The 16,124-nt window shown below is 67.0% G+C and carries 17 protein-coding genes and 1 tRNA gene; 10 read left to right on the plus strand and 8 right to left on the minus strand.

Annotated elements, in window-relative coordinates:
- Positions 1-16 precede the first annotated feature (16 nt).
- The gene (locus G3W89_RS07305) at positions 17-847 is read right to left on the minus strand and encodes an ABC transporter substrate-binding protein (protein WP_162573462.1); all 831 of its coding nucleotides are present in this window, start codon (positions 845-847) and stop codon (positions 17-19) included.
- A gap of 86 nt (positions 848-933) precedes the next feature.
- On the opposite strand from G3W89_RS07305, the gene G3W89_RS07310 reads away from it, so the two are divergent.
- On the plus strand, positions 934-1,353 hold the full coding sequence (locus G3W89_RS07310; RefSeq protein WP_162573463.1) for a group II truncated hemoglobin: 420 nt from the start codon (positions 934-936) through the stop codon (positions 1,351-1,353).
- 36 nt (positions 1,354-1,389) lie between these two features.
- Here the strand turns inward: G3W89_RS07310 and G3W89_RS07315 are convergent, their stop codons facing one another.
- Together G3W89_RS07315 and radC are read right to left on the minus strand one after the other, a co-directional pair.
- On the minus strand, positions 1,390-2,061 hold the full coding sequence (locus G3W89_RS07315) for a Smr/MutS family protein (protein ID WP_162573464.1): 672 nt from the start codon (positions 2,059-2,061) through the stop codon (positions 1,390-1,392).
- A gap of 37 nt (positions 2,062-2,098) precedes the next feature.
- On the minus strand, positions 2,099-2,776 hold the full coding sequence (gene radC / locus G3W89_RS07320) for a RadC family protein (protein WP_162573465.1): 678 nt from the start codon (positions 2,774-2,776) through the stop codon (positions 2,099-2,101).
- Between the two features lie 63 nt (positions 2,777-2,839).
- On the opposite strand from radC, the gene G3W89_RS07325 reads away from it, so the two are divergent.
- Genes G3W89_RS07325 through G3W89_RS07335 form a run of 3 tightly spaced genes read left to right on the plus strand, consistent with a single transcriptional unit; the run spans position 2,840 to position 5,225 of the window.
- Positions 2,840-3,298 carry an FKBP-type peptidyl-prolyl cis-trans isomerase gene (locus G3W89_RS07325; RefSeq protein WP_162573466.1) on the plus strand — a complete coding sequence of 153 codons (459 nt, stop codon included), beginning with the start codon at positions 2,840-2,842 and terminating at the stop codon, positions 3,296-3,298.
- A gap of 2 nt (positions 3,299-3,300) precedes the next feature.
- Entirely contained in the window at positions 3,301-4,263 is a 963-nt protein-coding gene (gene ispH / locus G3W89_RS07330; protein WP_443083154.1) for a 4-hydroxy-3-methylbut-2-enyl diphosphate reductase, read from the plus strand.
- 14 nt (positions 4,264-4,277) lie between these two features.
- A complete protein-coding gene (locus G3W89_RS07335; RefSeq protein ID WP_162577372.1) occupies positions 4,278-5,225 on the plus strand; it encodes a threonine/serine dehydratase in 948 nt (315 codons plus the stop codon).
- Between the two features lie 24 nt (positions 5,226-5,249).
- Here G3W89_RS07335 and G3W89_RS07340 read toward each other — a convergent pair whose 3' ends face one another.
- Positions 5,250-5,660 (minus strand): VOC family protein, encoded by a 411-nt coding sequence (locus tag G3W89_RS07340; RefSeq protein WP_162573467.1) that lies wholly within the window; start codon positions 5,658-5,660, stop codon positions 5,250-5,252.
- Positions 5,661-5,720: 60 nt separating this feature from the next.
- Here G3W89_RS07340 and serS point away from each other — a divergent pair, with 60 nt between their 5' ends.
- Both serS and G3W89_RS07350 read left to right on the plus strand, forming a co-directional pair.
- Positions 5,721-7,052 carry a serine--tRNA ligase gene (serS, locus tag G3W89_RS07345; protein WP_162573468.1) on the plus strand — a complete coding sequence of 444 codons (1,332 nt, stop codon included), beginning with the start codon at positions 5,721-5,723 and terminating at the stop codon, positions 7,050-7,052.
- A gap of 53 nt (positions 7,053-7,105) precedes the next feature.
- Positions 7,106-7,196: transfer RNA gene (locus G3W89_RS07350), tRNA-Ser, on the plus strand.
- A 73-nt stretch (positions 7,197-7,269) separates the two neighbouring features.
- On the opposite strand, the gene G3W89_RS07355 is transcribed toward G3W89_RS07350, so the two are convergent.
- Positions 7,270-7,632 carry a response regulator gene (locus G3W89_RS07355; RefSeq protein WP_162573469.1) on the minus strand — a complete coding sequence of 121 codons (363 nt, stop codon included), beginning with the start codon at positions 7,630-7,632 and terminating at the stop codon, positions 7,270-7,272.
- Between the two features lie 116 nt (positions 7,633-7,748).
- Positions 7,749-8,042: a hypothetical protein gene (locus tag G3W89_RS07360; protein ID WP_162573470.1), complete on the minus strand. Its 294-nt coding sequence runs from the start codon at positions 8,040-8,042 to the stop codon at positions 7,749-7,751.
- A 166-nt stretch (positions 8,043-8,208) separates the two neighbouring features.
- On the opposite strand from G3W89_RS07360, the gene G3W89_RS07365 reads away from it, so the two are divergent.
- Complete coding sequence (locus G3W89_RS07365) at positions 8,209-8,409, plus strand: hypothetical protein (protein WP_162573471.1); 201 nt, start codon at positions 8,209-8,211, stop codon at positions 8,407-8,409.
- 99 nt (positions 8,410-8,508) lie between these two features.
- Entirely contained in the window at positions 8,509-8,640 is a 132-nt protein-coding gene (locus G3W89_RS33475) for a hypothetical protein (protein ID WP_269474945.1), read from the plus strand.
- A 55-nt stretch (positions 8,641-8,695) separates the two neighbouring features.
- On the opposite strand, the gene G3W89_RS07370 is transcribed toward G3W89_RS33475, so the two are convergent.
- Positions 8,696-9,487: an SDR family oxidoreductase gene (locus G3W89_RS07370; RefSeq protein WP_162573472.1), complete on the minus strand. Its 792-nt coding sequence runs from the start codon at positions 9,485-9,487 to the stop codon at positions 8,696-8,698.
- A 120-nt stretch (positions 9,488-9,607) separates the two neighbouring features.
- On the opposite strand from G3W89_RS07370, the gene G3W89_RS07375 reads away from it, so the two are divergent.
- A complete protein-coding gene (locus G3W89_RS07375; protein WP_162573473.1) occupies positions 9,608-10,051 on the plus strand; it encodes a CBS domain-containing protein in 444 nt (147 codons plus the stop codon).
- A gap of 48 nt (positions 10,052-10,099) precedes the next feature.
- On the opposite strand, the gene G3W89_RS07380 is transcribed toward G3W89_RS07375, so the two are convergent.
- Complete coding sequence (locus G3W89_RS07380) at positions 10,100-11,116, minus strand: class I fructose-bisphosphate aldolase (protein ID WP_162573474.1); 1,017 nt, start codon at positions 11,114-11,116, stop codon at positions 10,100-10,102.
- A gap of 115 nt (positions 11,117-11,231) precedes the next feature.
- On the opposite strand from G3W89_RS07380, the gene G3W89_RS07385 reads away from it, so the two are divergent.
- Complete coding sequence (locus G3W89_RS07385; protein ID WP_162577373.1) at positions 11,232-16,067, plus strand: NAD-glutamate dehydrogenase; 4,836 nt, start codon at positions 11,232-11,234, stop codon at positions 16,065-16,067.
- Positions 16,068-16,124: the final 57 nt, after the last annotated feature.

Consider the following 16,124-nt stretch of genomic DNA (forward strand, 5'->3'; position numbering starts at 1 on the left):
GGCGCTCCTGCCTTCTTCAGCTGTCGATCTTGTCGGTCTCGATCTTGAAGCTGCGGGTCTCGAAGCCCGACTTGGTCTTCGGTCCGTACCACTTGAAGAAGATCTTTTCGGCCTCGCCGGATTTCTCGAGCTCGCGCAGGGTGTCGTCCACCACCTTCTTGAGGCCGGTCTCGCCCTTCCTGATGCCGATGGCGAGTGCCTCGGTGCTGAGGTTCTGCTTGAGCAACACGTACTGCGCCTTCTGAGGGCCCAGCTTGGCATAGCTGTTGAGCAGCGCGGCCTCGTCGTCCACGTAGCCCACGCCCTTGCCCTGTTGCAGTGCCTGGAAGGCCTGCTGGCTGGTGTCGAAGGTCACGACCTCGGCGCCGGGCACGGCCTTCTTGATGTTGGGCTCCTGCGTGCCGCCGCGGATGGTCAGGACCTTCTTGCCCGAGAGCTGCGGCACTTCGGTGATGCCGCTGTCCTTCTTGACGATGGCCTTCTGGCCGGTCACGAAGGTGGTGAGCGAGAAATCGATCTGCGACTCGCGCTCCTTGTTGTGCGTAAGGCCCGCTGCGATCAGGTCCACATGGCCTTGCTGGAGCTCGGGAATGCGCGCGGCCACCGCGATCTGCTTCAGCACAGGCTTGACGCCGATCTTCTTTGCAATGGCGTTCACCAGGTCGACTTCGTAGCCGATGATCTCGCGCGTCTTCGGGTCGATGAAGGTGGCGGGCTCGTCGGTGCCGAGCACGCCGACGACCAGTTGGCCCTTCTTCCTGATGTCGTCCAGCTGGTCGGCATGGACCGCGGTGCCGGCCAGCAGGGCGGCTGCGGCGAAGACGGTGGCGGCGTAGCGAAAGCGCATCTTGTTCTCCTGGGGAAAGGGGTCCGCACCATAGCAACAAAAGCCTGCGCGGCGAAATAGCTCTTTCACATATGCATACTGCCGTCATGCAAATCCAGGAAAAGCCCCCCTTCGACACCCTCTACGAGTGGATCGGCGGCGAGGAGAAAGTCCATGCGCTGGTCGAGCGCTTCTACGACCTGATGGAGCTGGAGCCTGCCTACACGCAGCTGCGCGCGGTGCACGGCCCGTCGCTCGACAACGCGCGCCAGCGGCTGTTCTGGTTTCTTTGTGGCTGGCTGGGCGGGCCGCAGCACTACACCGATCGCTTCGGGCACCCGATGCTGCGGGCACGGCACCTGCCGCAGAGCATCGGCGGGCACTCCATCGGCATCAAGGAGCGCGACCAGTGGCTCGCGTGCATGGACCAGGCGATGGGTGAGGTGGGCGTCGACGAGAAACTGCGCGAGCGACTGCGCGCCTCGTTCTTCCAGACGGCGGACTGGATGAGGAATTCGGCTGGCTGATCTGGGCTTCGGGACTCTCTCCGGTGTGTGCCACGCTCAAGGCATGCCTGCAGCAACTCGCGCAGGCCGCAGCAAGACCACCACCGCGCCCGCTCCGCCTTCGTCGGCCCGCGCCTGCACGAAGGCAAGCACTTCGTCCTTCTGCATCAGCCAGCTCTGCACCTTGCCCTTGAGCACCGGCGTCTTGCCGGGCGAGCCCAACCCCTTGCCGTGCACCACGCGCACGCAGCGCCAGCCGCGCCGCGTCGCATCGCGCAGGAAGGCGGCAAGCGCTTCGCGCGCCTCGTCGCGGCGCAGCCCGTGCAGGTCGATCTCGCCCTGGAGGGTCCAGCCGCCCTTGCGCAACTTGCGGGTGACATCCACCCCGATGCCGGGCCTGCGGAAGCTCAGCGCGTCGTCGATGTCCAGCAGCGTCGTCGCGTCGAACTCGTCGCTGATTGCTTCGTGCAGCACGCGCTGCTCGTCGAGTTGTTGCTGCACCGCGATCGGTGGCGGCGGCTCGGGCGCCAGCGGCACGGTGGGCCGCGGGCGCAGCGGCCGCGTAGCGCCGATGGCGCGCGAGAACAGGTTCTGATCGGCGGCGCGCTTCTTCTCGGCGGCCGCGCGTGCGGCTGCTTCGGCGGCTTCGCGCTCGCGCTGCTCGGCCAGGGTCTTCTGCACGCCTTTGAGCTCGGCGAGGCTCTTGAGGGCTTTGGGTTTGCTTGGCATCGGCTGGTCGCCGGAGGATACGTTGTCTGTGCCCGACTCAGACCAAGCCGCGCGAGGCCATCGACAAGGCCTGCCCCGGGGCCACGATCACGTGGTCCAGCACCCGCACGTCGACCAGTGCCAGCGCGGCCCGAAGCGTGTGTGTCAGCGCCTCGTCGGCGCGCGAGGGCTCGACGCAGCCACTCGGATGGTTGTGCGCCAGGATCACGGCCGCGGCATGGTGGTGCAGGGCGCGCATCACCACCTCGCGCGGGTACACGCTGGTCTGCGTCAGGGTGCCGCGGAAAAGCTCTTCCAGGGCAATCAGGCGAAGCTGCGCGTCGAGGAAGAGCGCTGCGAAGACTTCGTGCGGCTTGGCCGCCAGGTGCAACTGCACATAGTGCTTGACGGCTTCTGGCGATTCGAACAGCTCCCGGTCTTTCAGGCGCTGCGCCATGGTGCGCCGCGCGAGCTCGAGCACGGCGGCCAGGTTGCCGCGCTTCGCGCTGCCGCCCAGGCCCTTGATGCGCTTCAGGTCGTCGAGCCCGGCATGGAGCAGGCCGCTCAGCCCGCCGAAGCTGTCGAGCAGCTCCTGCGCGAACTGCAGCACGTTCTTGCCGGGGATGCCGGTGCGCAGCAGCAGCGCGAGCAGCTCGGCGTCGGCGAGCGCGCCGGGCCCCTTGAGCATGAGCTTTTCGCGCGGACGCGCTTCGAGGGGAAGATCGGTGAAAGACATGGCTGACATGGGCTCTTGGCCCGCTCCCTAAAATGCAGGTCCCAGTCTAAAGCCATCCCGAACGTGTCTCCCACTCTCACAGGCCCCATCGTGGCGCCCGGCTCCTTCCTCACGCTGCACTACCGGCTGGCCGGCCCGGCGGGCGACATCATCAATACGTTCGGTGACAAGCCGGCCACGCTCTCGCTGGGTACCGGCGAGCTCTCGCCGGCCGTCGAGCAGCGGCTGATCGGCCTGCCCGAGGGCACGCACGCGACCTTCGAGCTCACTGCCGGCGAGGCTTTCGGCGAGCGCAATCCCGAGATGCAGCAGTGGGTGGCGCGCAAGCTGCTCGCGCAGATGGGCGACCCGGACGAGCAGTACGCCGTGGGTGACGTGGTGCAGTTCCCCACGCCCGACGGCAGCGGCAGCTATGCCGGCGCGGTGGTCGAAGCCAACGAAACGGCGGTGCGCTTCGACTTCAACCATCCGCTCGCTGGGCAGCCGGTGAGCTTCGAAGTGCAATTGATCGGCGTGCTCTGACCATGGCAGTGCAGGAAGTCATCCTTGCCGAGCCGCGCGGCTTCTGCGCCGGCGTCGACCGTGCTATCGAGATCGTCGAGCGCGCCCTCGCCAAGTTCGGCGCGCCGATCTATGTGCGCCACGAGATCGTGCACAACACCTATGTGGTCAACGAGCTCAAGGCCAAGGGCGCCATCTTCATCGAGGACCTGGCCGAGGTGCCACCCGGCGCGACGCTGGTGTTCAGCGCCCACGGCGTGAGCAAGGCGGTGCAGACCGAGGCGCGGGCACGCGGCTTCGAGATCTTCGACGCCACCTGCCCGCTGGTGACCAAAGTGCACGTGGAGGTCGCCAAGCTGGCGAAAGAAGGCTACGAGTTCATCATGATCGGCCACAAGGGGCATCCCGAGGTCGAGGGCACGATGGGGCAGCTGTCCGGCGGCATTCACCTGGTGGAGGACGTTGCGGACGTGGCGCGCGTCCAGCCGGCGCAGTCCGAGAAGCTGGCAGTGGTCACGCAGACCACGCTCTCGGTGGACGATGCAGCGGAAATTTCTGCAGCGGTGCGGGCGCGCTTCCCGAAGGTCCGCGAGCCCAAGCAGCAAGACATCTGCTATGCCACGCAGAATCGGCAGGACGCGGTCAAGCTCCTGAGCCCGCAGGTCGATATCGTGATCGTGGTCGGCAGCCCGACCAGCTCCAACAGCAACCGCCTGCGCGAGCTGGCACAGCGCCTGGGCACCGAGGCCTACATGGTCGATTCGGCCGACGAGTTGCAGCCCGCGTGGTTCGAGGGCAAGGTCCGCGTGGGCCTGACGGCCGGCGCCTCGGCGCCCGAGGTGCTGGTGCGCGAGGTGATCGAGCGCGTCAGGTCGCTCGGCGCAGTGTCGGTGCGCAAGATGAACGGCATCGAGGAGACCCTCAAGTTCCCGCTGCCCAAGGGCCTGAAGCTCGACGACATGCCCGCACCGGGGCATATCTCGTGACGAGCGCCCCCACCATCGACTGGCGTCGCGACATCGAGGCCGCCGCCGCCCGCATCCAGGAACACGCCCCGAGTTTCCTGCGCCGGACGCCGCTATGGAAGTTGCCGGGCAGCGCGCTCGGCATCGAGGTACCGGGCGTCGAGCTCTGGCTCAAGCTCGAGCATCTGCAGGCCGGGGGCAGCTTCAAGGCGCGCGGCATGATGAACCGGCTGCTCGCCAACGAGATTCCCGCCAGCGGCGCCATTGTGGCCTCCGGCGGCAACGCCGGCATCGCTACCGCCGCGGCTGCGCAGGCGCTGGGCGTGCATTGCGAGGTCTTCCTTCCCATCGTGTCGCCGGAAGCCAAGCGCGCAAAGCTGCGCGCGCTCGGTGCCACGGTGGTGGTGGGCGGCGAGGTGTATGCCGACGCCCTGGCCGCATGCCTGGAGCGTCAGCGCGAGAGCGGCGCGTTGCTGACGCATGCCTACGACCAGGCCGAAGTGGTGGCCGGCGCCGGCACGCTGGGCCGTGAGATCGAGGAAGAGGGCGGCCTTCCCGACGCGGTGCTGGTCAGCGTGGGCGGCGGCGGCCTGATCGGCGGGCTTGCAGCCTGGTTCGAGCAGCGCAGCCGCGTGGTGGCGCTCGAACCCGAGCGCGCGCCCACGCTGTTTCGTGCGCGCGAGGCGGGCGAGCCCGTGGATGTGGACGTGGGCGGCGTGGCGGCCGATTCGCTGGGGGCGCGCCGCATCGGCGCCTTCGCGTGGGACATCACGCAATGCCAGGTGCGCGACGCCCTGCTGCTGCCCGACGAGTCGATTCGCGCCGCGCAGCTGTGGCTGTGGAAGGAGCTCAAGCTGGCCGTCGAGCCGGCCGCGGCGCTGCCGCTGGCCGCGCTGCATACAGGCGCCTATGCGCCGCGCCAAGGCGAGAAGATCTGCCTGATCGTCTGCGGCGCGAACGTGGACCCGGCGAGCCTGGCCTGAAGCGCGGCCCTGAGGTCTGCTCGATCAGGTCTGCGGGTGCGCGACGTTGACCATCCACGGCACGCCGAACTTGTCTTCGAGCATGCCAAAGCCTGGCGACCAGAACGTTGCGGCGTAGGGCACGGTGACCTTGCCGCCCTCGGAAAGCGCCTTGAAGAGCTGTTCGCCTTCGTTGACGTCCGTGGCCTGCACCGAGAGCGAGAAGCCCTTGTAGCCGTTGAAGGGCATGCCGGGCGGCAGGTCGGACGCCATGAGCTGCTTGCCTCGCGCCTCGAGCGTGGCATGCATGACCTTGTTCTTGTGTGAATCCGGTGTGTCCTTGCCCATCGGGCTCTCGCCGAAGGTCATGCTGAAGAGGATCTTGCCGCCCAGGCTCTTGGCATAGAACGCCAGCGCCTCGGCCGCGTTTCCGTTGAATGACAGATAGGCTTCCATCGAATTTCCTTCGGTGTCGGTAGGGGAGAGCGATCCTACGCCCCCGCCTAAAATCGCTCGATGCTCGATATCACTCTGTTACGCAAGGACCTCTCGTCGGTCGTTGCCCGCCTCGAAACCCGCAAGAAAAACCAGACCTTCCTCGACGTGGACAGCTTCAGCGCACTGGAGGCCGAGCGCAAGACCCTGCAAACCCGCACCGAGGAGCTGCAGGCCCGCCGCAACGCGCTCAACAAGCAGATCGGGCCGTTGAAGGCGAAGGGCGAATCCGTCGATGCGCTGATGACCGAGGTCAATGCGCTCAAGGCCGAGCAGGAATCCTCGGCGACGCGACTCGAGGCCATCCAGCCCGAGCTGCAGGCCTTGCTGCTCGCGGTGCCGAACCTCCCGCACGCGAGCGTACCCGTGGGAGATGACGAGAAGGCGAACCATGAGGTGCGGCGCTGGAGCCCCAAGGGCGGCAACGGCGCCGATGCGCCGGCGCTCGGCTTCGAGGCGCGCGACCACGTGGACCTGGGCACCCCGCTCGGGCTCGACTTCGAGACTGGCGTCAAGCTGGCGGGGTCGCGCTTCACCGTGATGAGGGGGCCGATCGCGCGGCTGCATCGAGCGCTCTCGCAGTTCATGCTGGACATCCAGACCCAGCAGCACGGCTACACCGAGTGCTACGTGCCTTATGTGGTCAATGCCGACACGCTGCGCGGCACCGGCCAGCTGCCGAAGTTCGAAGGCGATCTGTTCGCGGCGAGGAAGGGCGGGCAGGAAGGCGAGCCCGCGCCGGACCACTCGGCGCTGTACCTCATCCCCACCAGCGAGGTGCCGCTCACGAACTTCGTGCGCGACGAGATCCTGGCCGAGTCCCAACTGCCGCTGCGACTGACTGCTCACACGCCTTGCTTCCGATCGGAGGCGGGCAGCGCCGGGCGCGACACGCGCGGCATGATCCGCCAGCACCAGTTCGACAAGGTCGAGATGGTCCAGGTCACGCATCCGGAGAAGAGCTACGAGGCGCTCGAGGCCATGACCACCCACGCCGAGGCGGTGCTCCAGGCGCTGGAGCTGCCTTACCGCGTTGTGCTGCTGTGCACTGGCGACATGGGCTTCGGCGCGGCCAAGACCTACGACCTCGAAGTCTGGCTGCCGGCGCAGAACACCTACCGCGAGATCAGCTCGGTGTCGAACTGCGAGGCCTTCCAGGCGCGGCGCCTGCAGGCCCGCTTCAAGAACGCGCAGGGCAAGAACGAGCTGGTGCATACGCTCAACGGCTCGGGCCTCGCGGTCGGCCGGACGCTGGTCGCTGTGCTGGAGAACCATCAGCGGCCGGACGGATCGATCGCAATTCCAGCGGCGCTGCGGCCCTACATGGGCGGTCTCGAAATGCTGCGGCCCTGAAAGGCCGCCGGAACTCTCTGCTAGAATCGCCGGCTCGACAAACACCAGACTCCGGAGAGGTGGCAGAGTGGTCGAATGTACCTGACTCGAAATCAGGCGTACGGTAACCCCGTACCGTGGGTTCGAATCCCACCCTCTCCGCCAGGAAGCCTTCCAACGGCTTCGACAAACGCAAGAAGCCCAAGAGATCAAACTCCTGGGCTTTTTTGTTGGCCCTCTAGTTCGACAAGTAGTCGAAGAAGGCTTCGAGCTCGGTGGACTTGTCGAACACGGCGCTAGCACCGGCTGTCGCGCACCGGCTTCGAATGTCCGGTGTCGCATAGTTTGTCAGCACGACAATCCTCTGGTCCGAACGTCGATCCTTGAAAGCCCTCAACACGGTCAAACCGGAGCCTTCCTTGAGAAACAGGTCCAGGATCATGAGGTTCCATCGCTCGGCGTAGCGCGCGGCCACGAGAATGGCTTCGGAAGCGGTCTCTGCCGTCGCGAGGACTTCGACGTCGGCAAATTCCAGTAACGCAGCAATCAGGTTGTCGCGAATGGTCTTGCTGTCTTCGACAAGAATGGTGGCCAACAACACGCCCGCGACCTTTCCTCTGATTCTTTGCTGGCACCGCGCCAGTGCGAGTGTTCTACGCGTCGGCGCGCTGCGGGACATGTAGGCGGACTACCCGAGAAGGGCGGCGTGTCGATGCGTCAGCCGGCGGCTCTGTACTCCTCGCGGGACGCATGCCTTCCCAGAGAATCATTGACCTCCTCCAGTTGCTCGACCGAGCCGTTCAGCCGCTTTTCGGCGTCGCTCGTCTTCTCGACCGCTTGTTCGACATCGTCGCTGCGACCTCGCCCGGAAATGCCTGCGTCGAGAACCTCATGGATGATCGCCAGCTCTTCGGCGACCTGCTTGACGGTTTCGGTGGCCTGCTTGTTCTTCTCCAGCGCCTGGTCGATGGCCGGCGCTGTGCTCTCGGCGCCGGGAGTGGGATGGGGCATCGAATCTCTCCTCTTGGTGGAACTGCATGGTAACGGCAGCTGCAAACGAGAGTGTTACTGCCCCACGATGGAGCCAAACATTACGTATGGGAACTTCTCACACAGTTCCACTTTTTGCTCTGTAGTAGAGGTCGAAAGTAGTACTTTACTGGTCAAAATGATGACCATGAAAGATACACCCGACACCAACCTGGGCTGGTGGACTGACAAGCCCGAACGGGAGCCGCGCGCTTCCTCATTCAACCCGATCTCGGGCCCTTTCCTTAGGCGACGGCCGGAAAGGGTGTGGCTCAAGGCGGCGCTGATCGTTGCACTCATGGCGGGCTTCGGCTGGTCGCTGCTGAACCTCGTCCGCGTTGTCTCCTGAGGCCTCGGCCTTGCGTGCTCGCAGTGCGCCCATCTCACGGCGAAAGGCAAACGCTCTCAAGGCCGTCCTTTAAGCGAGGATTAAGACTGGCCTTCCATCATGAAAGCAGACAGTCGCCTGGCGCTGGTAGAGGTTGCTTCGGCAGCGCCCGTGATGGGCGGTTTCCTCGATGCCGGCGACTGTCCCTATCTCGGCTCCACGCCGCTCGAAATAGAGGCCCGGCCCCGGTGACGCCGCACAGTGCGCCGGCTCGACTCGCGGCGCCGGCCTGGTCATTCACACCTTCTCAGACCACCAGCGGTGTCGCCGCTCCATCCATCGAGACGATGGCGCCCGAGATGTAGCCCGCGCGCGGCGAACTCAGGAACACGACCGCATTGGCGATGTCTTCCGGGCTCGCGATGCGCCCGAGCGGCATGCGGGCCTCGGCATCGCGCCGCACCTCCTCTTCGCTGCGTTGGCGCAGGCGGGCGTCGGCCGCCAGGCCCTCGGCCATGCGCTCGGTCAGCGTCATCGCGGGATTGACCGCGTTCACGCGAACCCCGAGGCGCCCGTAGGCGGCGGCGAGGCCCGCGGTGGCCAGCATCAGCGCCGCGTTGGCCGCGCCGCCGGCCAGGTGGGTCGGCGCGGCGACCTTGCCGCCCATGCCGATGATGTTGACGATCGCGCCCGCGCCGCGCTCGCCCATGCGCTTGATCGCCGGGTCCATCACATGGATGTAGGTGAAGAACTTGGCCTGCATCGCGTCGTGCCAGGCCTTCGGCTGCAGCTCGCCGAAGGGCGTGCGCCGCGCCGCTCCTGCGGAGTTGACCAGAACCTCCACGGGGCCGAGGCCGGCCTCGGCAGCATCCAGCATCGCGAGCGCCGCAGATGCGTCGGCCAGGTCCGCGCTGTAGCCCCGCACCGAGGCATGGCCTTCCGAGCGCAACTGCGCGAGCGCCGTGTCCAGGTGCGCCTGGCTGCGCCCGCCCAGGCTGACCTGCGCGCCCTCGCGCAGGAACTCACGGGCGCAGGCCAGGCCGATGCCGCGGCTGCCGCCTGTGATGAGGACGTGCTTGCCGCTCAGCTGAAGATCCATGAAGCCTCCGGGGTCGAGTTGCCGAACAGGCAGATCTTAGGAGGTCTTAAGGGGTACTTGCCGAGCCCGGCCTGCCTGTGTTGTCATGCGGGAATAAAGTCGTGTTCGGAGAAACAAGCGATGAAGAAGGTGGCAGAAATCCTCAAGGAAAAAGGCGACCAGGCCGTGCACAGCATCGGGCCCGACGCCTCGGTCTACGAGGCAGTCGCGCTGATGGCGAAGAAGAACATCGGCGCGCTGCTGGTCATGGACGGCGAGCGCATCGTCGGCATGCTGAGCGAGCGCGACTACGCCCGCAAGGTCGTGCTGATGGCGCGCTCGTCCAAGGACACCCGCCTGAGCGAGATCATGACCCCCACCGTCATTTATGTGCACCCCTCGCAGAGCAGCGAGGAGTGCATGGCGGTGATGACCGAGAACCGCGTGCGCCACCTGCCGGTGCTCGACGACGAGAGCCGGCTGGTCGGGCTGATCTCGATCGGCGACCTGGTCAAGGGCATCATCTCGGAGCAGAAGTTCATCATCGAACAGCTTCAGCACTACATTGCCGGTGAGCACGCCTGAGCGTTCGGCCTCTTTGCGCGAGCCGGCGCGAACACCCGCGACCCGGCGCTAGGTGGCGTCTTCCATCGACGCGCTGTAGTCACCGAGCGTTGCCGCGCTGTTCAGCCTGGCGCGCTGCAGCAGCGCCTTCTGCGCAAGCGCCGCATTGCCCGACTGTCCCCGCCACGCCTGCATTGCTGGGTCCTGCAGCGCACGTCCGTAGGAAAAGCTCAGTTGCCAGGGGTGAGGCCCGAGCCGGTTCAGCGCGTCCAGGTTGGCGGTCGCCTCGGCGGGCGACTGGCCGCCGGAGAGAAAGTTGATGCCGGGCACCGCTGCGGGCACCGCACGCCGCAGCACCCGCAAGGTCTGCTCGGCCACCTCGGCCGGTGTGGCTTGCTGCGTGTGGGCTTTGCCGGGCACCACCATGCTCGGCTTCAGCAGCATGTGCTCGAGCGCCACACTGTGTCGGTTCAGTGCAGCGAACACCTCATGAAGAACCGCCAGGGTGACCTCTGCGCAGCGGGCCTGCGCGTGGCCCCCATCGATCAGCACCTCGGGCTCGACGATCGGCACCACGTCCAGTGACTGGCAGACCGCCGCATAGCGCGCAAGCGCCTCTGCGTTGGCCTCGATCGCGGCCCGGCTCGGGAGCAGGCCTGAGACGTTGTAGACCGCGCGCCACTTCGCAAAGCGCGCGCCTTGCTGCTTGTAGCGCTCGAGCCGCTCGGCGAGCCCGTCCAGACCGTACGTGATCTCATCGCCCGGCGCCAGCGCCAGCGGTCCCTTGCCGCAATCGACCTTGATGCCCGGCACGAGGCCCTGCCGCGCGGCCAGCTCCGGCAGCGGCTCGCCGCCGTCGGCGCGCTGGCCGAGCGTCTCTTCGTACAGGATGACGCCGCTGACGTACTGGCCGAGGCCCGCCGTCGCCAGCACCAGGCCGCGCCAGGCGCGCCGGTTTTCTTCGGTCGACTCGACGCCGATCGCTTTGAAGCGGTTGGCGATGGTCGGGGCGCTTTCGTCGGCCGCCAGGATGCCCTTGCCCTTGTGCACGAGCTCGTGCACGGTCGCTCGAAGTTCGGTGGTCATGGCGGAGTCCCCCGTTGGAGCCTGCCAGTCTCCGCCGGCCGACCCGGCAACGCAAGTCATTTGTCCGACGCGATTGCGATGTAGATTAGCGGCCCAACCGGAGACAAGCATGCTGATGACCACGCAGACGACGGAAGCAGCGCGCAAGGACGAGCGCCTGGAGGAAGTGGAGCAGAGGGTGCGAGCCAAGGTGCCGGCCGGATCGGTGGAGGAAGTCTGCGGCTTCGTGCGCCGCTACTTCGCCCAGGTCGACCCGGAGGACCTGGGCGAGCGGCCGGCGGCCGACCTCTATGGCGCCGCGCTATCGCACTGGAGCTTCGCGCGCAGGCGCGAGGCAGGACGGGCCAAGCTGCGGGTCTTCAACCCCACGATCGCGGAACACGGGTGGCAGTCGACCCACACCGTCATCGAGATGGTGAACGACGACATGCCCTTCCTGGTCGATTCGATCACGATGGAGGTCAACCGTCACGGGCTCACGCTGCACCTGATCATTCATCCGCTCATGGCCGTCGAGCGCGGCGCCGACGGCGTGCTGCGCGGCCTGGCGAGCGAGGCAGGTGCATCGGCCGATGCGCGCCGCGAATCCTTCATCCATGTCGAGGTCGACCGCGTGCCGGAGCCGGCGCGGATGGAGGCGCTGGCGGTCGACCTCGAGCGCGTGCTCGACGACGTGCGACAGGCCGTGGCCGACTTCGAGCCGATGCGGGAGCGGGTGCTCGCGATCGTGCAGGGCCTCGACGATCGGCCCCCGCCGATCCCGGCGCAGGAGCTCGCCGAGGGACAGGCCTTCCTGCGTTGGCTGTCCGACGACCACTTCACCTTCCTCGGCTATCGCAGCCACGAGCTGGTCAAGGCCGATGGCCAGGACGCGCTGAAGATCGTGACTGGCTCGAGCCTGGGCATCCTGCGCGATGCAGAAGCACCGAGCGCCAACGCCGCGTTCGCCGCGCTGCCGCCCGAGATACGCGCCAATGCACGCCGGCCCGAGCTGCTGGTGGTGACCAAGTCGACGTCGCGTTCGACCGTTCACCGGCCTGGCCGCCTGGACTATGTGGCGGTCAAGCGTTTCGACGAGCGGGGAGAGGTGTGCGGCGAAGACCGGTTCCTCGGTCTCTTCACCTCCACCGCCTACAGCGCCAACCCGGCCGAGATCCCGCTGCTGCGCCGCAAGATCGCCAGCGTGGTGGAGCGTGCCGGTCTTCCAGCGGGCAGCCATTCGGGCAAGGCGCTGATCAACATCCTCGAGACCTACCCGCGCGACGAGCTGTTCCAGATCAGCAACGATGACCTGCTGCAGACGGCGATGGGCATCCTGCACCTGGGCGAACGACAGCGCTTCCGGCTGTTCGTGCGGCGCGATCCCTTCGAGCGCTTCCTGTCCTGCCTGATCTACGCGCCGCGCGAGAACTACACCACCGAGCTGCGCCAGAAGTGGCAGGACATCCTGCTGCGCGAGTTCAACGGCATTGCTTCCGAGTTCAACGTGCACCTTTCCGAATCGGTGCTGGCGCGCGTCCAGATCACGGTGCGCACCAAGCCCGGAAGCATTCCCGCCTTCGATGTGCGCGAGCTGGAGGAGAAGCTGGTGGCCGCCGCCCGCCGCTGGGACGACGACCTGAAGACCGCGCTGATCGAAGCCGCCGGCGAGGCGCAGGGCAACGCCTTGCTGCAGCGCTTCGGAGCGGCCTTTCCGGCCGGCTACCGCGACGAGTTCGCAGCGCGCGCCGCGGTGCACGACATCCAGCTGATGGCGCAGCTGAGCGACGAGCAGCGCCTGGGCATGAACCTTTACCGCCCGCTCGAAGCAGCTCCCGGCACGCTGCGCTTCAAGGTGCTGCGGCGCGGCGAGCCGATCACGTTGTCGGCGAGCCTGCCGATGCTCGAGCACCTGGGCATGAAGGTGCTCGACGAGCATCCGCACCGCGTCGCTCCACAGGGCGAGTCGCCGGTCTGGGTCCATGACTTCGGGCTCCTGGCCGCCTCGGGCGACACCGAGATCGAAGTGGATGCGCTGCGTCCGGTGTTCGAGGAAGCCTTCCACGCCGTGCTGAACGGCGACGTCGAGAACGACGATTTCAATCGCCTGGTGCCAGCGGTGCAGCTGCCGGTTCACGAGATCGTGATCCTGCGCGCCTACGCCAAGTACATTCGGCAGATCGGCTTCGCGCTCTCGCAGTCTTTCATCGAGGGCACGCTCGCCACCCATGCCGGCATTGCGCGGGCGCTGGTGGAGCTCTTCAAGCTGCGCTTCGACCCGCAGCCGGCGCTCGATGCGCAGGCGCGCGAGGAAGAGAAGGTGCGCGAGATCGAGGCCGCGCTGGACGGGGTGTCCAACCTGTCGGAAGACCGCGTGCTGCGGCAGTACCTGGCGCTGATCCAGGCGACCCTGCGCACCAATTACTGGCGCCGAGATGCTGCCGGACGGCGCCGCGGCTTCCTGTCCTTCAAGTTCGATGCGGCCAAGGTACCCGACCTGCCGGCGCCGAAGCCGCTGTTCGAGATCTTCGTGTATTCGACCCGCTTCGAAGGCGTGCACCTGCGCGGCGGGCGCGTTGCACGCGGCGGGCTGCGGTGGTCGGACCGGCCGGAGGATTTCCGCACCGAGGTGCTGGGCCTGGTCAAGGCGCAGATGGTGAAGAACACCGTCATCGTTCCCGTGGGTTCCAAGGGCGGCTTCGTCCTGAAGCGTGCGCCAGCAGCGAGCGACCGCGAGGCCTACCTGCGCGAGGGCGTGGCCTGCTACCAGAACTACCTGCGGGGCCTGCTCGACATTACCGACAACCTGGCCGGCACCGCCATCGTGCCGCCGGCGCAGGTACGCCGCCACGATGCGGACGACGCCTACCTGGTGGTTGCGGCCGACAAGGGCACCGCCACCTTCAGCGACTACGCCAACGGCATCAGCAAGGAGTACGGCTTCTGGCTGGGCGATGCCTTTGCCTCGGGCGGCTCGGTGGGTTACGACCACAAGGCCATGGGCATCACCGCCCGCGGCGCCTGGGAGTCGGTCAAGCGGCATTTTCGCGAGATGGGCATCGATACCCAGAGCACGGAGTTCACCGTCGCCGGCATCGGCGACATGTCGGGCGATGTGTTCGGCAATGGCATGCTGCTGTCACCGCACATCCTGCTGGTGGCGGCCTTCGACCACCGCCACATCTTCCTGGACCCGTCGCCCGATGCGGCAAAGAGCTTCGCGGAGCGCGATCGCCTGTTCAAGCTGCCGCGCTCCTCGTGGGCCGACTACGACGCGAGCGTGATCTCCGAAGGCGGCGGCGTGCATGCGCGCAGCGCCAAATCCATCTCGCTCACCGCGCAGGTGAAGCAGGCATTGGACATCCAGGCCGATGCGTTGACACCCACCGAGCTGGTCAACGCCATTCTCAAGGCACCCGTGGCGCTGATCTACAACGGCGGCATCGGCACCTACGTGAAGGCGGCCGGCGAGACCCACGCGCAGGTAGGCGACCGCGCGAACGACGCGCTGCGCGTCAATGGCCGCGAGCTGCGCTGCAAGGTCTTTGCCGAGGGCGGCAACCTGGGCTGCACGCAACTCGGGCGCATCGAGTACGCGCGTGCCGGCGGGCGCATCAACACCGATGCCATCGACAACTCGGCCGGTGTCGACACGTCCGACCACGAGGTCAACATCAAGATCCTGCTCGGCCTGCCGATCACCGAAGGCGAGCTCACCGAGAAGCAGCGCAACGCGGTCCTGCCGGAGATGACCGACGACGTGGCGGCATTGGTGCTGCGCGACAACGTCTTCCAGACCCAGGTGCTCTCGGTCACCGGACGCATCGCGCCGCAGTTGCTGGACGCGCAGACGCGCTTCATGCAATACCTGGAGAAGGCCGGGCGCCTGAACCGGGCCATCGAGTACCTGCCGTCCGACGAGGAACTGGCCGAGCGGCGGGCGCAGGGCCAGGGCCTCACCAGCCCGGAGCGCGCGGTAGTGCTGGCCTACAGCAAGATCTGGCTGTACGACGAGCTGCTCGAGTCGACGCTGCCCGACGACCCTTGGGTCGCGACGGCGCTGGAGCGCTACTTCCCGTCGCTGCTGCGCGAGCGCTTTGCGGCCTGGATGCCGCGCCATCCGCTCAAGCGCGAGATCATCGCCACGCACGTCACCAACAGCACGATCAACCGTGTCGGCAGCACCTTCATGCACCGGCTCGTCGAAGCCACCGGTGCGCGCGCCTTCGAGGTGGTGCGCGCCTACCTGCTGTCGCGCGAGATCTTCGGCATGGTGCCGCTGTGGCTCGCCATCGAGGCGCTGGACAACCGGGTCGACGACGAGGTGCAGTCCGGCATGCTGATCGCCACGAGCCGCCAGCTGGAGCGCGGCACCATGTGGTTCCTGCGTTCTCGCCGGCTGACCGAGGACATGGCCTCGACCATCGAGCACTTCAAGTCGAACGTCGAGGCGCTCTCGGCTCGGCTGCCGCAACTGCTCGACGCCGACGAGCGCGCCCGTGTCGATACTGCGGCGGCCCACTACACGACGCGTGGCGTGCCGCGCGAGCTGGCGGAGCGCGTGGTGAACTTCGGCACGCTCTACGCCACGCTCGACATCGCCGAGATCGCCGGCAGCGCACGCTGGCCGGTCGAGCTGGTGGCCGCGATCTACTTCGATCTTGCCAACCGGCTCGGAATGCCGTGGCTGCGGGATCGCATCTCCGCGTTGCCGGGCGATCAGCACTGGCAGGCGCTCGCCAAGAGCGCGATGCAGGACGACCTCTCCGGCCTGCAGCGTGCCATCACCCATGCGGTGCTCACCGGCGGGGGCGAGGGCGAATCGCCGGCTGCCCGCATCGAGGCGTGGCAGGCCAGCAACGGCCGCACGCTCGAACGCGCGGCGCAGCTGATGGGCGAACTTCGCGCGGTCGCGGTGCCCGATGCTGCGATGCTGGCCGTGGCGCTGCGCGAGCTGCGGGCGCTGGCCTGAAGTCGCCCAGGCGGCTGCCGCCTGCTTTGGCGGCGACATGCTCCACAATCGCTACAA

The organism is Variovorax sp. PBL-H6 (assembly GCF_901827155.1).
GTDB lineage: Bacteria > Pseudomonadota > Gammaproteobacteria > Burkholderiales > Burkholderiaceae_C > Variovorax.